Source organism: Haladaptatus cibarius D43 (genome assembly GCF_000710615.1).
Lineage (GTDB): Archaea > Halobacteriota > Halobacteria > Halobacteriales > Haladaptataceae > Haladaptatus > Haladaptatus cibarius.
On the sequence record NZ_JDTH01000002.1, the window covers coordinates 720,446 to 739,127 of the forward strand.

General features: G+C 48.8%; 25 protein-coding genes. 13 read left to right on the forward strand and 12 right to left on the reverse strand.

The window, feature by feature from the left end; translation table 11 throughout:
* Positions 1-26: 26 nt before the first annotated feature.
* From HL45_RS09050 to HL45_RS09075, 7 genes are all read right to left on the reverse strand, one after another.
* Positions 27-668: a hypothetical protein gene (locus HL45_RS09050; RefSeq protein ID WP_049970790.1), complete on the reverse strand. Its 642-nt coding sequence runs from the start codon at positions 666-668 to the stop codon at positions 27-29.
* Between the two features lies 1 nt (position 669).
* On the reverse strand, positions 670-1,308 hold the full coding sequence (locus HL45_RS09055) for a hypothetical protein (protein ID WP_049970791.1): 639 nt from the start codon (positions 1,306-1,308) through the stop codon (positions 670-672).
* Between the two features lie 57 nt (positions 1,309-1,365).
* Entirely contained in the window at positions 1,366-2,403 is a 1,038-nt protein-coding gene (locus HL45_RS09060) for a hypothetical protein (RefSeq protein WP_049970792.1), read from the reverse strand.
* Positions 2,404-2,974: 571 nt separating this feature from the next.
* A complete protein-coding gene (locus HL45_RS19895) occupies positions 2,975-3,478 on the reverse strand; it encodes an AlbA family DNA-binding domain-containing protein (RefSeq protein ID WP_084156842.1) in 504 nt (167 codons plus the stop codon).
* The gene (locus HL45_RS20375; protein WP_144240052.1) at positions 3,447-4,403 is read right to left on the reverse strand and encodes a hypothetical protein; all 957 of its coding nucleotides are present in this window, start codon (positions 4,401-4,403) and stop codon (positions 3,447-3,449) included. The genes HL45_RS19895 and HL45_RS20375 overlap by 32 nt, the downstream gene beginning before the upstream one ends.
* Positions 4,404-4,481: 78 nt before the next feature.
* Positions 4,482-4,772, reverse strand: coding sequence for a helix-turn-helix domain-containing protein (locus tag HL45_RS09070; protein WP_233274730.1), 291 nt, complete (start codon positions 4,770-4,772; stop codon positions 4,482-4,484).
* Between the two features lie 7 nt (positions 4,773-4,779).
* On the reverse strand, positions 4,780-5,019 hold the full coding sequence (locus HL45_RS09075; protein WP_158413682.1) for a hypothetical protein: 240 nt from the start codon (positions 5,017-5,019) through the stop codon (positions 4,780-4,782).
* Here HL45_RS09075 and HL45_RS09080 point away from each other — a divergent pair.
* The gene (locus HL45_RS09080; RefSeq protein ID WP_049970795.1) at positions 5,003-5,182 is read left to right on the forward strand and encodes a hypothetical protein; all 180 of its coding nucleotides are present in this window, start codon (positions 5,003-5,005) and stop codon (positions 5,180-5,182) included. The genes HL45_RS09075 and HL45_RS09080 overlap by 17 nt on opposite strands.
* 91 nt (positions 5,183-5,273) lie before the next feature.
* Here the strand turns inward: HL45_RS09080 and HL45_RS09085 are convergent, their stop codons facing one another.
* Complete coding sequence (locus tag HL45_RS09085) at positions 5,274-6,203, reverse strand: DUF4145 domain-containing protein (protein ID WP_049970796.1); 930 nt, start codon at positions 6,201-6,203, stop codon at positions 5,274-5,276.
* Positions 6,204-6,347: 144 nt separating this feature from the next.
* On the opposite strand from HL45_RS09085, the gene HL45_RS22035 reads away from it, so the two are divergent.
* A complete protein-coding gene (locus HL45_RS22035; RefSeq protein ID WP_049970797.1) occupies positions 6,348-7,679 on the forward strand; it encodes a DUF4352 domain-containing protein in 1,332 nt (443 codons plus the stop codon).
* Positions 7,680-7,768: 89 nt separating this feature from the next.
* Here the strand turns inward: HL45_RS22035 and HL45_RS19900 are convergent, their stop codons facing one another.
* Complete coding sequence (locus HL45_RS19900; protein WP_158413683.1) at positions 7,769-8,839, reverse strand: CAP domain-containing protein; 1,071 nt, start codon at positions 8,837-8,839, stop codon at positions 7,769-7,771.
* Positions 8,840-9,117: 278 nt separating this feature from the next.
* Here HL45_RS19900 and HL45_RS09100 point away from each other — a divergent pair, with 278 nt between their 5' ends.
* Positions 9,118-9,699 (forward strand): zinc ribbon domain-containing protein, encoded by a 582-nt coding sequence (locus HL45_RS09100; RefSeq protein WP_049970799.1) that lies wholly within the window; start codon positions 9,118-9,120, stop codon positions 9,697-9,699.
* Between the two features lie 44 nt (positions 9,700-9,743).
* Here HL45_RS09100 and HL45_RS09105 read toward each other — a convergent pair whose 3' ends face one another.
* From HL45_RS09105 to HL45_RS09115, 3 genes are all read right to left on the reverse strand, one after another.
* A complete protein-coding gene (locus HL45_RS09105) occupies positions 9,744-10,127 on the reverse strand; it encodes a hypothetical protein (RefSeq protein WP_049970800.1) in 384 nt (127 codons plus the stop codon).
* A gap of 407 nt (positions 10,128-10,534) precedes the next feature.
* Positions 10,535-12,283 (reverse strand): AlbA family DNA-binding domain-containing protein, encoded by a 1,749-nt coding sequence (locus HL45_RS09110; protein ID WP_049970801.1) that lies wholly within the window; start codon positions 12,281-12,283, stop codon positions 10,535-10,537.
* A 143-nt stretch (positions 12,284-12,426) separates the two neighbouring features.
* The gene (locus tag HL45_RS09115) at positions 12,427-12,702 is read right to left on the reverse strand and encodes a winged helix-turn-helix domain-containing protein (protein WP_211250843.1); all 276 of its coding nucleotides are present in this window, start codon (positions 12,700-12,702) and stop codon (positions 12,427-12,429) included.
* Positions 12,703-12,943: 241 nt separating this feature from the next.
* Between HL45_RS09115 and HL45_RS19910 the strand changes: the two genes are divergently transcribed.
* The 10 genes from HL45_RS19910 to HL45_RS09160 all read left to right on the forward strand — a co-directional run bounded on the left by HL45_RS19910 (position 12,944) and on the right by HL45_RS09160 (position 18,651).
* Positions 12,944-13,273, forward strand: coding sequence for a hypothetical protein (locus HL45_RS19910; protein ID WP_084156848.1), 330 nt, complete (start codon positions 12,944-12,946; stop codon positions 13,271-13,273).
* The gene (locus HL45_RS09120) at positions 13,270-13,614 is read left to right on the forward strand and encodes a helix-turn-helix transcriptional regulator (protein ID WP_049970803.1); all 345 of its coding nucleotides are present in this window, start codon (positions 13,270-13,272) and stop codon (positions 13,612-13,614) included. The genes HL45_RS19910 and HL45_RS09120 overlap by 4 nt, the downstream gene beginning before the upstream one ends.
* On the forward strand, positions 13,611-14,072 hold the full coding sequence (locus HL45_RS09125; RefSeq protein ID WP_049970804.1) for a hypothetical protein: 462 nt from the start codon (positions 13,611-13,613) through the stop codon (positions 14,070-14,072). Before HL45_RS09120 ends, HL45_RS09125 begins: the two co-directional genes overlap by 4 nt.
* Positions 14,069-14,356 (forward strand): hypothetical protein, encoded by a 288-nt coding sequence (locus HL45_RS09130; protein WP_049970805.1) that lies wholly within the window; start codon positions 14,069-14,071, stop codon positions 14,354-14,356. The genes HL45_RS09125 and HL45_RS09130 overlap by 4 nt, the downstream gene beginning before the upstream one ends.
* Complete coding sequence (locus HL45_RS22040; RefSeq protein ID WP_449404098.1) at positions 14,266-14,550, forward strand: DUF7835 family putative zinc beta-ribbon protein; 285 nt, start codon at positions 14,266-14,268, stop codon at positions 14,548-14,550. Before HL45_RS09130 ends, HL45_RS22040 begins: the two co-directional genes overlap by 91 nt.
* A gap of 60 nt (positions 14,551-14,610) precedes the next feature.
* On the forward strand, positions 14,611-15,198 hold the full coding sequence (locus HL45_RS09140) for a J domain-containing protein (RefSeq protein WP_049970807.1): 588 nt from the start codon (positions 14,611-14,613) through the stop codon (positions 15,196-15,198).
* Entirely contained in the window at positions 15,195-15,419 is a 225-nt protein-coding gene (locus tag HL45_RS09145; RefSeq protein ID WP_049970808.1) for a hypothetical protein, read from the forward strand. The genes HL45_RS09140 and HL45_RS09145 overlap by 4 nt, the downstream gene beginning before the upstream one ends.
* Entirely contained in the window at positions 15,416-16,027 is a 612-nt protein-coding gene (locus HL45_RS09150; RefSeq protein WP_211250844.1) for a hypothetical protein, read from the forward strand. The genes HL45_RS09145 and HL45_RS09150 overlap by 4 nt, the downstream gene beginning before the upstream one ends.
* The gene (locus HL45_RS09155) at positions 16,020-17,069 is read left to right on the forward strand and encodes a tyrosine-type recombinase/integrase (RefSeq protein WP_144240053.1); all 1,050 of its coding nucleotides are present in this window, start codon (positions 16,020-16,022) and stop codon (positions 17,067-17,069) included. Before HL45_RS09150 ends, HL45_RS09155 begins: the two co-directional genes overlap by 8 nt.
* 244 nt (positions 17,070-17,313) lie before the next feature.
* The gene (locus HL45_RS09160; RefSeq protein WP_233274731.1) at positions 17,314-18,651 is read left to right on the forward strand and encodes an LVIVD repeat-containing protein; all 1,338 of its coding nucleotides are present in this window, start codon (positions 17,314-17,316) and stop codon (positions 18,649-18,651) included.
* Positions 18,652-18,682: the final 31 nt, after the last annotated feature.

Sequence of the window (18,682 nt, forward strand, 5' to 3'; positions counted from 1 at the left end):
GTCGGTGTGACGGGTGGGGCGGAAATCTACAGAACATCAAGAGTTAACAACTCGATTCCTCCACGTTTACCATCAGTGATTTGTACTTCCCTTCTGAGTTCTCCTCCTTCATGCCCTTGTTTTTCGTCTATCTCTACTGGGAAATAAAAATCATATGTTTCTACATTTTCGCACACTAATTTATTCCTGTTTTCATGTTCTGATTCAGCAGGAGCAAATGTTGGTTTTGCCTTAAGCGGCCCTCTAGCATCAATCACAAGCTCATATTCTTTGACTTTCTTATCAACATATGCATGGATCATCGCACATGGCTTTGCACTTCCATTTTTTGCCTCTCTTATACGGACAAGTTCGCGATGTTTCAACCGCCTATCAACTGCTTCCGGTTCAATGGGGGTCCATGTGAGAAATATATGGAACGGCTTATTTTTCAGGTAAAAATATACTCCGGGTATTATCAAGCTTAGAAGGGCAAAAGAAACCATAATAAGGTATATGGCACTGGAATAGCGGATTGACTTTGAGAAATTATTGACAACAACAGAGATGATCCAAAATACCGTTGAGACTATAGGGGATATCTTGAACAATAGCGTACTAGTATACGCTTTTAAAAAGATGTACAGCTTTTTAGGGAGATACTCACCCCATTTAGAACCATCTTGCATACTATCTGCTAGATATTACCGTTGATTCGAATATCTGGAGGATATATTCTCGTGCTTCATCCGCATCAGACTCGATAAGTAACCGGTCGTCTTGGTATTCAACTTGGATTGTTTCTCCAGTATCGCGCTCAAATTCCAGGTATGCACTCTTAATTGGGTTTCTTTCTTTCATTTCCTCCCAGGCAGAGTTCATTTCTCCTGCTTGTTTCACAGAACCATGGGATGTGAACAATTGTAGATTGAGAATCTCCTCCGCTTGTTCTATGAATTCCCATGCTTTGCGCTGGTTCGGAACAAAGTCCTCTTTTATCTCAAAACCACTGTTTATTGCCTCATCAAGTGCAGTAAGTATTCTCTTGGGGCGAGGACGGTCATTCTCTGTTTGGAGAATAACTAGACCTGAACCACACCTGATCTGGAAAGATCCTTCTGCTGCTTCAGAGCTTCCGAAGCGAGGATTCGACTCATATTGATATGACCCATGAATTATTTTCTGATTGGGGAAGGGATACAAACTGAGGTCAGAGAATCTCTGTGGTTCAGTAGTGAAGTCAAATGTAATCTCGATTTCTTCAGATTGCTCTAACGATGGGCTGTCCACATTTTGGATGGATGCCTCGCGGACGCTTTCCACCGTCATATTATCTACTTGGAGTTACGTTTTGGCTCATCATACGTTTTTTTGTTTATCACTCTCTTATCCGATGTGGTCAAAGTCGGATGGGTCTGCTCTCTCACCGCGTTTATCTTCGAAGTCCTCGATCAGACTGTCTAAGTCAAAGTTGAGCTCAACATTATTATCTGCGGCCGTTCCAGCAAGATCGTCAAAGAAGGTGAACGGGGGATATCTTTCTTTGTCACCCATCGCTTTCCATTCTCCGTATAAATTTACAAATTCCGACACGAAGAATATAGCGATTAAGGCACGCTTGAGATGTGTTTCCGCACTCTCTATTGAGCCAGCTACCTTGACGTGAATCCGTCCCTCCTGTTGGATTTCGGCATTAACCGTATAACTATTCACTTTAAACATCCCCTCAATCATCTGGAAGTCCATCTCTTGGAGGAGTGCGAGAATGATCGGGAGAGATTCCCCAATATTTCTGGAATCTTCTACCCGACCAGTGTGTCCATATTGGTCCAAATCTCCAGAGACTTCTGATGATTTCAACTTGAGCGGAGTGATTGGTCCGGGAATACCTTCATCCGCATAGCCATAGCGATATAAGAACCACAGTAAGAAATCTGGATCAAATCCAAGATCATCTACAGTAACGTCTTCTCCTAGCTCAGCATTAATCGCTTTTTCTGTATCCTCAACTTTCCCTTGTGCTCCCTGCACAAACATGTAGTTCGGATAATCCCAATATACATACGCCTCATTTGTTTGCCGGAGCCAGGCTCTAGTTTGCTGACCGTCGTTATCGACAAATTCGAGATTTTTTGTTCCCCTGAAGTCTTCCCACGTATATTTCTTGTCTACGATCCTACTTGCTACTTCAGCTAGATCTCCCTCCAAGAGGTATTCTTGACCATTCGCTAGTCGTGCTAATTCGATATCAGAGAATCCCTCGCTTTCGCTATTGGGTTTCCCTCTCTTGAACTCAGAGAGGCCGGTGAGCAAATCATCCCGTATCTCATCTGGATCATCTGCTTGAACAGTCGTTGCACGGATGCCATTAAAGATAAGTTGGCCATTGTAGTCGAAATCCGGGCGTTGTTCCTGTTTCGACATTTGTTGTTACGGGAATATAGTAGACAGAAAACATAAACTTTGTTGTATCTCTTTTCCTATTCGCTATTTTAGCTATTGGTTGTGTGGTCTGTTTCTTATGGCCATATAAATACAAAAGCGAAAAAATCTTATAACGATCTCTCTTATCACCTAACATGAACTTCTCAGATATATTTGTGGAATTAGTTCCAAATATTTGGTCAAATATAAATAGGCGAAACCTGATTAAGACTGAATACCGTCGAATTAGAGAATGTATTAGGAATAAAGAGCCATTTGAATCATCTTTTAAAAAGACATCATGTTTGGGAGATTTTATTGAGGTGAGGCATTTCAAAATATTATCGATGATTGATAAATATGGTCATAAAAATAAGAAAGGATTACACAAGATTACGATGAAAGAGCATAGGTTAATTCGAAAAATAGACAAACAAATTTTCTATATTCGTTTAAAGAATACACTATCTTATGTATTCTGGGTAATTACACTTTGTTTGATTATTGGGTTAATTGTGGGTATAGCTACAACAATAGCCGAATCAGTAAAAATGATTGTAAATAACGAATTTCAATCATCCAATTCACTTTGGATGTTTTTCATCATCCGATACACCTCATGAGGGGGAAGAAGTAAATCCTCATCTTGATGTCGAAGATAAAATCGGCCGTCTGCTGTAAGCGGGTATTTTTTGAATTTATCAATTATTATTATAATTATTCTTTTTCCGTCTATTTCAACCTCAGAAATCACAAATTTGGTATCCCATCTTCTCTCTAGATCACGAATGAGTATTTCACGTACTGTTTCTGTCGCTGTATTTTGAACACCTTTCTTTTCTCCCTCCTTATCCACTCCCAGGAGGATTTGACCTCCACCGTTATTAGCAAGGCTGCATGCAGTGATTGCAAGACATCCGTCATTCTCACCAGAGATGTCTTCGTAAAACTCGGTTTTGTCTCCTCGTCCATTGTCAATGGCATATTCAATATCAGAAACTTCAACTGAAGCTTCTTCTTGTTCATAAATCTCCACGGTTAAATCACTCTCCTCGTTTTTGTTTGTATTCTTCAAGGACTGATTCTACTGAAAATTCTAGATTGAACCCGGCCTCTCCTAAACCTTCATAAATTTGATTAAAGAATGCTGTAGGAGGATAACGTTCAGAATTTGGTAGGGATTTCCAACTGTCGTATAAATTACAAAATTCATGTAAAAAGGATACGGAGGTAACAATCCTCCCCTCCGATTCAAGCTTGCTAATATCTTTATCTGATTTTATATGTATTCTGCCTTCAGATCGAATATCGACACTCATTTGAATACCTCCAACTTCGAAAATCCCACCAACCATTGTAATTTTTTTACCACGAAGTAATCCGGTTAAAACGGGTGCAGATCTTGCAACATTATCTGAGCCAGATACTTGGTTGACACGGCCGACTGCATCTTGCTCACCAACTACTTCAGCATCAGTCAGCCGAGATATTAATAAACTACCTGATATGTCCTGTGACTGGTTATATATGAGCCATAGGAAGAAATCAGGATCAAATTCTAATTCTGTGGCAGTACTATCCAACCCATTGTCTCTAAGTTTTGTATAAAATCCATCTGTGACTCTATTCAAATCTGATTTTGTGCCCTTGAAAAATACATATCCCTTGGAGGTGATGAAAATATCACATATTCGGTTGTTTGGTATATGAACCGTCGTTTGTTCACCATCGCTGTCAATTCCTGTTTCTTCAGTAAATTCACGAACTTTGTAACGGAACCAACGAACCTCGTCATCCATTATTCGGAGGAATTCTCTCGGAACTGGTTGGTCTACCGTTCGTGCCGGCAGTAGTACTTCTTTTATTGAATCTTCTAACTGAAGGGGATCAGATTGCTCATTGGTCTCGTCATCAAAACATCTGCTTATATTTGAAAGTTCGAAATCCGATTCTAATTGATGAATTTGATTAAAAACAAGATAGCCACTATATTCTGACATTACTACTATTATTAAATCACTTTAAGCTTATAGAGTATCAATCTATCGCATATCGGCGATATGGGTAAGGGAGTAGCGTTACGAATCTTCGTCGTTCTCTAACTCTTCGGCGTCGAGGTCGCCAGCGAGATACTGCCTTCCCTTTTTTGAAAGCCGGTAAATTGCTCTCGACTCATCGTGGTACTCGACAAGGTCGTACTCCAGAAGGAGCGAAATGTGTTCTCGAACTGTTTGGCGCTTCCAGTCCGTATTCTCGGCAATTAAACCGGGCGTCAGAACAAGTTCTTGACCTGCTTCGTTCCAAAGAAGTTCAAGGATGTCCCTGTCTACCGGAGTCATCCACGAAGCGAGGTCTGTTCGTGCCAACATACCCAATCTACGAACTGCTACCGAGTATCGCTCCAAGAATCTTGAATGGCAACACCATCATCCAGATAACGAGCTTTATCAGGAACATGAGAAAGCTCACGAGTCCGCCCGACGAATCGGCAGAGCCACTGACGGTGTTCAACTCGCCGCTGATCTGCTCTTCATCGACACTGCTCTCGTACTTGCGTTGGATTTCTCCGGCGTAGTTCGTGTTGCAGTCGAGGCGGTCGGTGGTCATCGCTGGCACGATGGGCGTGTTCTACCTCCCATACTTTACGTCTCTGAACGTGACGGCGACGCGTCGCTCGGAGAGCAGTGGCGAACTGACGCGTGTCTGGCCGCTGCTTGTCGGTGTGACGGGTGGGTTGGGTGTCGGGTACTATCTCTACAAGCGACTGCAGAAGGCGTAATCGCGTTCTATTAGGGTAGAAGTAATGTTGCCATTCTCCACGCTTAGAAGACTCTTTCGTTCCTCGTCAATACCTTACTCTTATTTAGGCTTTACTGACTGTACCATTCGGTTGCTGTTTCTTCTCCTAACTCCGCTTTAAGCTGTTCAGCGTACGGATATTCAATTACATTCATTGCACGAGAGCACTTCTTTGATACTGAACTGAGGTCTTCTGACCAGTCTAATTCAGTCCGCTTCCAAACATCATGAGCAACGTTGTTTCGTATATCAACTATTTCCCATATGAGTTCTTTCTCCTCCTTCGATATCTCTCCATGAGAAAAAAGAGAATCAGCCATGTCGCGTAACGAAGTGTTCTTGGCAACTGGAGAGTATTTCCATTTTAGGATCTCGAATGCTCCTGTTTCGATGACAGCCGTGGTTGTGAGGAGTAGATTCGAAAATTGTATCTTCATCCGATGTTGTAGCTCAAAACTCCTCTCGTGACCATCAATTGCCGAGAGTTCAAATCCTGTTCGATTTGCTGTTGCTTTCCAGGAGCAAAATGTGAAGTATCTCGATGTTATTCTGTTAGCATTCTCAATCGATTCAATCTCCTCTATCAGAGTGCTTGAAAATATTTCCTCTTCTCCCATCATTTCTCTTAAAGCACCAAGTATCTCCTCGTATTTCTTAGAGTGGCGATAGCTGCGCTCATCTGCCCGCTCTATCATCCGCATTTTCTCTTTTGTTTCATACCAAGCCTCTCTAAGTTCGGTTTGACTTGGATTATCGGGTAAATCATTCCAATCTAAAATTTGGTCATATAGTGAGAGATGATCCGTTCCTTCTGCCAAAAGCTGATCCAACTCTAGAAACTGTTCAACGAATTGTCGTGAGACCACGAGGTTATCTACAGTTATCTCGGGAGGGAAATCAAAAACTTCGAACTCTCTAAGAATATCTTCTGAATCCTCTGTTTTGTTTTTATGTGACTCCTTCCGCTCAGATCGGAATATTTTGCGAATCCTCTCAATCATAGTTAATCGAATGTCAGTTAGGATTACTTCTTGCTATCGGTTGGAGACCATGTTTCGCTATGAACTCAAGAAAGCATGCTCAGTTATATCTATATAAAAATCTATCTCCGATGTAATTATCAGTGTGGATTTAAATTTGCATACATGAATCGACGTAACTACCTTGCGGTAGTCGGATCAGGAACGCTCGCCACAATCGCCGGCTGCTCCTCCGGGAAGTTAGAGAAAAAATCGGATGATTCGGACGCCGCTGAAAAGACGAGAGAGAAGAAGAACAAAGACTCATACCGAGAAATTGGAGAATCGTTCGAGACCTCCACGGATGTCAAAATTACAGTGGACGAGATCCATCTCGCAAATTCAATTACGCAGATGGGTTCAGGAAAGCTTGAACCCGGAAACGATCGGATGTTTGTGCTCGCGCACGTGAGTGCGAAGAACAAAGATGATGAGCCTCACAAACTTCCTTCTACGTCAAGCTTCGCACTCATTACAGGCAGTAGCCAATACGAGAACTATCGCAATGCTACGTACATGAGCGATAGTCAGGTAACGGCACCAGTCTCCGGTAATTTCTATTCGGGGCTACAGGAGGCACGACCACAGATCGCCAAAGATGGGTGGCTTCTCTTTGCAGTTCCACGAGAGACGGAACAGGTTACGATAGCGTGGAGTGGACATCTCGAACTCTCCGGGGAGGAGGCGTATTGGAAGGCGACAATCGATTCCAGCACACTACCAAATATCTCCGTAAAGTCCATCGATGCACCCGACAGCGTTCAGATCGGTGAGCAGTTCACCGCGACGATTACCATCCATAACACGGGTGGGAGTGCGGGCACCATCTCGACCTCGTATTCTGTTGCGACTCCGAGCGATGCCGCTGAAGAGTATACTCTGAAGAAGGAGGTTCCAGCGGGTGAGACGATTACAAAAGAGATTACACTACGACCTCAAGTGCTTGGGACGGCCAGTGTGACGCTTTCTAAACCGAACAAGAACACCACGATTTCCGTCAAACCCGCACTCCGGAAAATTGGTGAATCGTTCCAATTCGAAGAAGGGCTACAGCTCTCCGTTCGTGACCTCGTTTTTTCGGATTCGTATTCGTACGAGACGTACTTCGGCAATAAGACCACCTCTGCGGACTCTGGCAAACAGTTCCTGTTTGTCGAATTCCGTGCGAAGAATTCAACTGACACAGCTCAATCTATTCCTTCAGGTAGAGATATCTCGGTGACAGTTGAGGGCACATCGTACGACCTAACAGATACTAATGCCAACGTGTACGACGGATTTGTATCGCCGGTTAGTGGGGACGAGTATCCCAGATATGTTGGAACGCTTGGTTCTGGTAAAACCAAAGAAGGGTGGGTAATCTACAAGATACCCAGTGACGCAGCCAAAGAAGATATTTCAGTGCATGCAAACTGGTCGGCAAGTTATGACAATGCAACAGCAGTTTACTGGGAATAAGTAGGGTAGAGGATTTTATTAGCTATTGCCGAGAGTACTGGCGTCAAACTCACCCGCGAGATACTTCCGTCCCTTCTCTGTGAATAGACCTAGCAGAAGTTCTGAGTCGCGTAGACACGTGTTTCTCCGTCTACCTCAACAATATAAATTCCGATAGCTTCTTTCTTCCAGTAATCGGTCAAGATGTTCTCTCGGTGGCCAGTCGATTTCATCCAGCCGTTGACCAGTCCTTGAGCAACGTCCTTTTCGGTGGTGTGGTGTACCGTCTCTCCATTCGGTTTACGAACGTCTACGAACGCATGTGTATATGCGATGTTTTCTCCCCCTGTCGCATATCGATTTCCGCCGGTCGAGACTTTACACGAGTAACCGTACTTGTCGTAACGGTCACCCATCGTTTCCTGACTCGGCGAAGTATGGTCGAAGTACAGATTTTCGCCCATATCTCGACTGTGGTACCGAGCAACAGGGCGGAGTTCAGTATCGAACTTAAGAGGGTTGAGTCCATGTTCCTGCCGTTGTTCGTTAATTTCATCATGAACTAAGAACTCGATTTGAGTCCGGTTCAGGTCGTTTCCGAAGATACCAGAACTCTCGCTGTTCGAATCGTCGTTAGTTGCGTTTGCGGCAGCACCCTGCACGTCCTCTACAGCGGAGTCAACCGGGGACGTATCGACTGGGAATCCCGGTACTGTAGCCACGCCCAACTGTCCGACGGTCGCTACCGAAACGAGGAGGACAAGCAGTACCGGTATCGAAAGTGACAGAGAAACAGCCGACTTGGCTAATCCACTCGCTTTTCGGGATGCGCTCGTTACCTTCTGCCAACGAGGTTTTTTCTGAACCTGATCTGGCTTTTCGTCAGCGTTATTTTTTGGTTTCGTCTCCACTGGAGGACTCGACTCGAAATTGTCAACAGCATCCCGCGTGCTGTATGTATTAATTGTTGCATCCTCAGACGAGGCAGTATTCGATTCTGTTGATTGGTTTACTGTTTCCTCAAAAGCATTTTCGAAGTACTTTCCTTCGCTATTCGCCCGACGAACTGAAGGACAGTTATGTTTTTCCGGGAGCGTATGTGATGAACATACTTTGATATTACAGTAATTACACGTCCGAGTAAGGCCGTTAGATTCGCCACATATTGTACATTTGGCCATCATCGAATTTATCATACTAATGGTAGTTAATCATTGGGATTAGTAGAATCGAGAAATTCGGATAGAACAGACCAATCAGTCACCTTGCTGTGCTACTGGTGACGAAGCAAGCACATCAGCGTAACCCAACCAGATTAGAAGGTTATTTTTCGTCGTCTTCTAACTCCTCGGCGTCGAGGTCGCTCGTGAACTACGACAAGCGGCGCTGAATCAGATTGAATCGGACAGCGTTCGAGAATAGACATTAGATTTATATTATCAGAATATTTTGGTAGGGTATGCTCTTCATCATATTCGGATGGTCAGCCCGAACAAAGGAGTACGGACCAACATATCCGATAGAGTGCCCGCACTGTGAGAACGCTAACTATTTCCACCTTCTCAAGCATCGACGCTGGTTTTCGCTCTTTTTCATCCCCCTCATTCCTCTTGGATTCGGAACCTACGACCTCGTCTGCCCGATATGTAACGTTAGTTTCGAACTTGATGGACGAGCAGAAGCCAAGCAAGCAAAACAACTCTCCGGTGCTGCCGAGCATTATGAGAGTGACAAAATCTCTAAAGAGGAGTTTGACCACGAGTTGCAAGCGTTCGAAACTGATGTTATCTCGGACATCTCAGTAGAAGACCTCAAGCCGCAGCCGTATGGTGGAGACGGTGTTATTGACAAGCTCTTTCGTCCGATGATGGCGCTTTTGTTCTTCTTTGCCACTATCACTACGGTATTTAGTGCTATCGGGCTTCAAGTTGGCATGTTCTTGGTCAGTGTCATCTGTATGCTCCCTTATCTCGCTATTCGATTCAACGACCCAGATAGTACGACGGTTCCAATTGTGGGTCTGGTGCGAAAAGTTTTCTAAGGCAGTTTCTAAGTCCTCGGCGTACAGGCCAGCGAGAATCCGAGCTAAATTTTCCGGAGATAGTACGCGCTACCGATTATTGCCACAAATGGATTGTAAATTATCTGAATCAATGCGTAGCGTTTCGGATTCCCGGTTTCTCGGCTGTGTGAAAAGGCCGAAAAGAAGGTGACGACCCACGCAAGCAATCCGACTATCCCCGCGAGAACCAGTCCAGCCTCAGACGACGCGAGATTGTCGAGGAACAACTGAATCGAACCACCAGACAACAACCAGACAAAAAACTCGATTGCTTCGAGCGAAGACAAAAGCCATAGGAACGGATTTATGATTCCGATTATCCCGTTGTAGATGCCTTGGATTGCGATTGCGATAACCCAAAGTGCGAGACCGATTCCAATTCCATACTTCGTGGTATTTTCGTCCATGAACTCATATCTGATTCTATTTATATAAAATAATATGGGTCTGGTCGTAGCGTTACGAATCTTCCTCGTCTTCGAGTTCCTCAGCGTCGAGGTCGCCAGCGAGATACTGCCGACCTTTCTCCGTGATCTGATAAAGAGAACCATGTGGTTGCTCAACCAATTTCATCTCTCGAAGACCCTTCAGTGCACGAGTTACAGTGGCACGTGAAGGAGGTCGCTGCATTGATTGTTGTAGGTTATAGACAATCGCACTTCCAGAGAGGGCCAAATCGTTCTCAGCAAGAAAGTTGAGAACAGGTCTAGTAGCGCTGTTTTCCCAATCTGCCCCTCTCGCCATCGTCAATCACTCATGACCTTCTTCGAGAGTGCTGGCGTCAAACTCACCCGCGAGATACTGCTCGCCTCGCTCAGTAATCGAATCGCTGCTTTAACTCTTCAAATAGTTGAGATTCAACGCTTGTGCCTACGCGAGCATAGTAACGATAGCTCACTGCACAAGGTCGATCAAGTTTTCCAATCTCAATAATCATAATATCCTCTCCAGACACTTCAACAACGTTAAAATTGGGATAGATCGGGGGACGAAACTTCTCACTGGTAGCTAAGTTTGCGACACGGAGTTGGAGAGCCTCTGTATCCTCAACTCCGTAAACAGATCCATCATCGTTCACACCAACAACAACTACTCCACCGTTGGTGTTTGCAAGTGCAGCAATCTCTTTCGCCATTTTGTCTGGATCAGTGAACTGACGTTTAAACTCAACTCTTTCGGATTCTCCAGATAATATTTCTTCTATTGTTAGACCTGCGTACCTTGGTTCCCGTTTTACCTGTTCATGCTCCTCAATACTTGGCAAATTGGTTCCATGGTTCTTCTTCAGTAGTTTCTTGAACTGCTGTTCCGGGATTCCCATCTCCTCAATTTCGACTAAATCGTCAGATAATAGCATTTCAAGTCGCTTCTCTGTTAGTTCATACTGCGTAGAACCATATCCAGAGTAATCCGTCCCGAGACGGACGAACGTTGCCCAACCCCTCATTCCGTGCGACCCCAACAGATGTGGATGATCAACTCGCACCGCATATGAGAAATTGTTACCGTCTACGTCCGGATCAGGATGTACAAACCTACGGACAAAAACAGGCTCATCTGTATCAAGTTGCTCTCGTATTCTTGCTATTCCTTCTACTATCGAAATGAAGAGCGCACCCTTATCTAAACTATGTTGATCAAGTCGCTTCGCGTGTTCCCAGAGCAAGAGTTGCTTCAGTTGCTCTTCCTTTCCAATAACGGGTATTCGGTCATCAGCAAACAAGTGTGCTAATACTTCTTTGGAAATTGGTTCGGTAAGTCTTAGTGGTGAATCGCCGAGTTCTACGTCGTGTCTTTCACTAAATGGCTGGAAGAACTTGTTCTGTAGCTCTCCATAGTACTGCTTATCAATTTGCTCCCACTCCTTAATCTGATGTAGTCCATCAAATAGTGAATCATCGATTTGGAGTCGTTCAGCAAATCGTCGCCAAAGGAATTCTAGACCGAGTGTGTACCCTCGGATTCCAGCATCCAATTCTGCTTGGTTAGAGAGGAGAATATCGAAGTCACTGGAGTACAGTCCCCATGGCATATTCTCACGCTGATCAACAAGGTACGTGAAACACTGCTTAGCGGCCGCCCATGTGGCTGCCTGATTCATATCTAATGTATCTGAGACTGTATGGATGTTGCCGGGTAGTTGTTGCGTGAGAGGCTGTGCTAATTCCTCAGTCGCCTGATCAAGCCGCTCTTTGAGTTCCTCTGGAGACGTCGCAAGAGCTACTTGGCGATTATGCTGGTTGATATTACGACTGAGCGCTGCAGCCTCGCAATCACTTTGAACTTTGTCGATGTTGCCCAACTCGCGGAGGCTTTTGAGGAAATGATAGTCTTTTTCGATTTCGATTGGGCCACTCTGTTGCAAGTACGAATATCCGAGAACATGAAGGGAAGACCGGGTTAGGATACGGTAACCACTCAGAACTTCAGCTAATCCCTGAATATCATGATTTTCCTCACTCCATGCAAGAAAGCGGTTATAATTAGACGCTTCTTGAAACAAGGTGGCACTCCCAATCAGCTTTGTAACCGAATCGTTGTTCTTAACTTCATCACCGGACATACGTACTCGATTGCTAACGAACAGAATAGTATAAATGTTGACTTTTCCAGTCTACTGAGAAAAAGGACGAGCATACATCATCAAGTTGCCATCCAACTGTTGAATGACCTGTGGTCACTCAATACCAGCAAAACAGTAAGCAGCTAGTCGTTCTCTAACTCGTCCGCGCTCAGATCCCCAGCGAGATACTGCCTTCCCTTATCTGAAAGGCGGTAAATAGCTCTCGACTCATCATGATATTCCACGAGCTCATGCTCTAGAAGGAGTGCAACGTGCTCTCGAACGGTTTGACGTTTCCAGTCTGTATTTTCAGCAATCAAACCGGGAGTCAGCACGAGTTCCTGACCCTCCTCATTACGGAGTAGTTCCAGAATGCTCCTATCTACGGGAGTCATCCACGAGGCAAGGTCTGGTCTCATATAGTCAACCAGCGGATTCAGGCCGCATTACTATTTTCATGAAGTTCGCTTGACAAACAAAAGCAAGTGTCTAACAAACAGTCTTGATGGTAAAGATTAAGTAAATGACCTACAGGGTTGTTGGTAACGGAAGCTACACGCGGATCTGTCGCTCCTCGATGGATCCACTCTGAAAACGTGCGGATCCCGATGCTAAGGACATCGGATCCGCGATAGCTCCCGTAAAACAGGTACGGAAGCCATGAACGACAACAATTCGCGGGGTCTTGAAAGCCCCGACTGTGCGGACGAATCGACCATCAACTGCCCCTACTGCGACACGTCGATCTTCGCGGTCGTGACGCGCGGCCCCTCGACCCACGTTCTCTCGCCATGTGGGTGTCCGGTCGGGACACTCACCGCGCGCAACTTCGCCGAAGGCGACACTTCAACTGAGAGTTCAGCGGTTTCGACCGACGAAGATCCTACTTCCACTTTCACTCTGGTGTCGAAAACCCATTTAATAGGGGGCCGGAGTAGCCCCGAGGCGATGACACCGACGACGACCAAGCAGCGAGGTGAGAACCGATGAACGACAGCGACGACCTGACGTTCACCGATCTCCACGCGTTCAAGCGCGACATTCTCTACGCGGTTCGCACCCTCGAACGCGACGACCCGCCGAAGGGCCTCACCGTCATGCACGCGCTGGAAGCCGACTACGACACGGAAATCAACCACTCCCGGCTCTACCAGAACTTAGACCAACTCGTCGAAAGCGGCCTGCTCGACAAGGGCCAGAAGGACGAGCGTACTAACGAGTACGAAACGACTGAACCGACGCGCCGGATGCTCGAAGCGAGAGCAAAACGCCGACTCAGGGAACTCGGACTCGACGACTGCGCGCTCCCTTCGGAAGGTGAGCAGGCGTGAGCAACCACGAAGAACCGTCCGAGGATGACGTACCGAGAACAGAAGTCGAACTAACCCGCCGCATTACGAAAAACGGCAAGCTGGTCACGCGCCCGCAACGCTGGACGTATCCGAGTGGCCGGGAGATCCACGTCCTCCCCGACCTCGGTAGCGGCGGTCTCACGGATATTCTCATCGCCGAAAAGACCGACAGTGGTTCGATAGGATTCCGAGCGACGACAACCGAGATCCACACCGAAGGCGACGTAAGCTGCGAGTTCATCGAATTGGACGATTCGTGGTTCGCCGACTTCGTCGATGATTCCTTCTCGTCGCTCCCGCACGAGATGGCGTCCGCCCGCGATATGCTGGCTCACATCGTCGAAGATTGGAACGAAATTCCGGACGCAGGGAAAGTCTCCGCGTTGGGTCACGTCATCGACGACCTGGAAGTAGCCCAAAAGGAGGTGGCGGAATGAGCGACATTCCAACGCACGCATTCCTCGCAAAAATCTACAATGCGTGGGGCCGGGGCGACGAGTACATCGTCGCGTCCAAGGAACTCGGGATGGAGAAAGCCGAAGAACGCGCCCGCGAAATCGCGTCCCACATTTCCGGCGCGGAACTACCGGAGCAGTTCGACTGGCGAGAGGCAACTGTCGCCGAAAATCGATGGGTCGTAGACATCGTGAATTGGCAGATTTCCGTGGACGAGCGAGAAATTCTCGGCTCCGACGAAACCGTGGGAGGTGTCGAAGAGTGAACCAGAACGGACGACCAAGGACGACCACCGACCGCCTCGAACCCTGCCAAAATTGCGAGTGCGAAACGCTCCATGAAATTCACGTCGAAATTCGCACGGAGACTCCCGGTTCGACCTACGCCCGTCAGCCGTATCGAATCGCGGAGTGCAACCAGTGCGGAAACCGGAAAACGGAGCGAACCACGAATGTGTGAAAGCACTCCAGCACTCCAGCGAGCGCCAGCTAACGCTGTCTTCGACGGCTGGAGGTCGTCATGAGTGAAATCGACTGGCCGGAGACGTTTCCTCGAACCGAACCGCACGACCGTAAATCGTACTCCGGTGGCTTCCGCGTTACTCGTTCGACGGCGTTCCAGAACGTCCTCGACGAGCTGGCGACGTGGGACGGCGTGACCGACGTGCAACTCGACAGTGGCGCGGAACACCAGAAGCGGAATCCAAACAAGCCGTATGCTGATTCGTCGTTCAATGACCCCGGCGTAGTGGTCTACTTCACGAAGGGCGGCGAGCAGATGGCCGCCGCGTGCGACCGCTGGGACAACCCACGCGACAACGCGCAGGACTTGTACCACTACTTGCACGAGACGCGGATGCAGGAACAGAGAGGGACTGTTACGGCAGAGAGCGAGTACCAGAAACTGCAACTCCCAAGCGCCGACGGGGGCGCTGTCGTTGCCTCGACTGCTCCGTGCGACGTTCTCGACGTGTCGCCCGACGCTCCAGACGCGGTTGTGAAAGGCGCGTATCGAGAGCTTCTGAAAGAGCGCCATCCAGACCACGGTGGCAGTCAAGAAGAGTTCAGAGAGCTACAGAACGCGAAGGAGGCACTGCTCGGCCAATGACCTCGCCGGAACAGATGACGCGGCTCGACTGTCCGAGTTGTGAAGACGTTGCTGACGTGCGCTATCTCGGAACCGCGAGCACCGAGGAGCATGATGGGCACATCGTCGGATGGGAATGTTCTGAGTGCGGCGCTGAACTCGTCGAACATGTGGACGCGACCGGGAGTTCGTTCGACCTTCGAATATCCGAGGCCGCCGAGACGGAGGGTGATTCTCGATGAGTGAGCAAGTAGATACGGAAAATTCGGTAGAACGTATTGTTCGCGAAGAGTCGGATGGCACGACGATGACGACCATCGCGAATGGTGGTCGCGAACGGGACGGAACGCCCCGGACACTCGGACGGTGGACGTTCGAATACACGCCCGCTCGCGAACTCGTCAAGGAGCACATGCACGGGCGCGTTCTAAATGCGTGCGCGGGTAAGACGAAACTCGAATATGACGGCGAGATAGTCCGGAACGACTTGAATCCCGACCGTGACGCTGACACGAACTACGACGTCGCGAACATCGCCGACTACTTCGATTCCGGGTCGTTCGATACCATCATCTTTGACCCACCGTTCGACGACACGCAGGCAGACGACAAGTACGACGGTTTGCATGCGAAGGATGTGTATGCTGCGTTCCGATGCTTCAACGAGTTAATCCGCCCCAGTGAAACGGTTATCACGTTCGGCTGGAACTCGTGGGGGATGAAGACATTTTCCGCATTCGAGCGGTCGGATGTCTACCTCCTTCAGCGTGGCCCGTGTCTTCGCGATGTCATCGTAACCATCGACTATCGAACGACGGAGTCGATAACGGACGGTGGTTGGGGTGAGTGAGATCGACGAGACGAAAAGTACAGTTCGAAATCTCTCGCCTGTCGAAGCGGCAGAGCGATTCATCGCGGCGCGCGAGAACAGGAACAGCCAGAAGACGGTTCGAAGCTATCGGAATCGGTTGAACGAGTTCGTCGCGTGGGCGGAAGAGAACGACATCGAGTCGATGCGTGACCTCGACGGCTGGTGGCTCGACGAATTCGAGCGCTATCTGGAGACGACGGAGAACGCTCCCACCACGATCAAGGGCAAGATGTCGGCGCTGAACCAGTTGCTCCAGTACTGCGCATCTATCGAGGTCGTGGACGAGCGTCTCCCCGAGAAGTGTGAGCCGCCGAAGCTCACGAGGGAGGAGGAGACGAGCGACGATTTGCTGGCGTCCGAGGATGCGAAGGAGTACCTCGCGTTTTACCGCGACTCGACGAAACACTACGGGACGATTCAGCACGTCGTGCTGGAACTCATCTGGCATATCGGTGGCCGAATCAGTTGTTTCCGTGCGCTCGATTACGGCGATTGGTATCCTGACCAGCGAAAGCTGGAGTTTCGGCATCGGCCGCCGACGCGATTGAAGAAGGAGGGCCGCCACGAGCGCAACGTGTTGGTTTGCGAGCCGGTCGCGGAGGCGCTTGACTTCTGGAGGGAACGTGAGCGCCCGGAAAAGCGAGATGACAACGGGCGGAGGCCGTTGTTGACGACATCCCACGGTCGTGCGTCCGACTCGTCGATTCGGTGCTGGGCGTATCAGGCGACTCAGCCGTGTTTGTACACTGGCTGTCCGCACAACAGCGACCGTGAATCCTGTTCGTACACGCAACGCCAGCATTCGAGCAAGTGTCCATCGAGCCGAGGCCCGCACGCGATTCGGACTGGTTCGATTACGTGGCAACTGAACAACGGTATCTCGTATGTGAAGGTGGCGAAGCGGGCGGCGGCGTCTCCTGAGACGATTCGGCGATACTACGACAAGCCGGATTACGACGAGGAACTGGAGCGGCGGCGTCCCGAAACAGAGAATCTCGACATCCTCACGAGTCCGTTCTAAACCGACCATGAATTACAGTTTCCTTCGGCAGAAATCGATAGACGGCAGTATCGCGCAGTTACTAGTTGATGACCCTCCGACCCCATTCTTATTTCGACGTAAATTGACGAGCGAAGCGAGGAGTCCGCGTCGGATTTCAGTCGAACCGACGCAGTAGGAATCAGTTGTCGTTTTCGTAGCCCGTTCAGACCATCCATAACAAAGTGTGAATCTGCCGTGCAGGCATCCACACAAGTGACTACTGATGCCCTCGAAACGCCGTCCACGAACCCGCCGACAGCTACTCCGAATTTCCGGTACTGCCCTCATGGGAACTGTTCTCGCTGGTTGTGCTGGTTTGATGGATGACGAGGGCGAAACGACCAAGAACACCCAAACGACCACGAGCGAAAAGAAGGGTTCCGGAGAGTTGACGCTACAGAAAGTGGGTCAACTGCAACCGTCCGGTAACGCTCCTCCCAGCGGTGGCTATTCGGAAGTCTCGATCCGAGAGGACGGCAAATATGCCATCCTCGGTTCGAAGTGGGGAATTAGTGGTTCGTATCTCATCAACCTCGACGACCCCGACAATCCGAACCAGGTTCATCATCTCGGCAATCCGAACAGCGCGCCGAACTTGGACGTCAAGTTCGACTTCCGAGACGGACTGTACTATCGAGCCATCGAGCGACATCATCCCGGGAATTTCGAAGTCGTCGATTACGGCTACGACGTCGGCACACCGAGCAACCCGACGGTCGTCGGCACCGCCTCGGATGGGAAATCACACAACGTGACACCGCATCCGACGAAGCCGGTTCTCTACACAGTGAATTACCGGTTAGAGACGAGTGGGTTCGACGTGTACGACGTGCGCGACCCGACGAATCCCAACAAAATCAGTGAGCATGGCCCGCGGGGAGCGGGCCACGACGTTACGGTTGACCCGGAACGCGAGGTGCTCTGTTGTTTCTATCAGTCCGGAGAGTTCATCGGGATCGTCATCTACGACGTGAGCGAGCCACGAAAGCCGAGCGAAATCGGCCGATTCGACTACCAGCGGCGAAAATCGTACAGCACAGCCAACGTCGGAGAAGAAGCGTTTGGGAGCGCACACCACGGACATTTCGACCCCCGCCGCGAGTTGCTCATCGTGGGTGACGAGCGACCGCAGGGGATTCCGGGTGGAAAACACGTTTTCGACGTCGGATGGAAAGACGGGTCGCTATCGAATCCGATTCCGGTCGGGTTTACCGTTTCGCCGAACGCACAGCGTATGGCGGAGGACGACTTCGCGAAACGTTTCGATTGGACAGGTCACCATTTCAGCATCGTCCCGTGGAGTGAACGGACGTTCATCGTCAGCGCCGACTGGCACGAAGGAGTGATGGTGTACGACATTACAGACCCGACGAACCCGAATCCGGTCGACCGGTATCCGACCGACGACGGGATGAACTCGCTCACGCCGAACGACAAAGTTGCACAGTTCGGCGAGGCACCGATGGCGTGGACGGCGCGGTACGACGCGAACCGCGAACTCGTCGTCGTGAGTGATACGTTTACTGGGCTGTATACGTTCAAACTGGCGACGAGAAAGTAGAACAGTTGAGTCGGTCGGCCGTGGCGGCGTT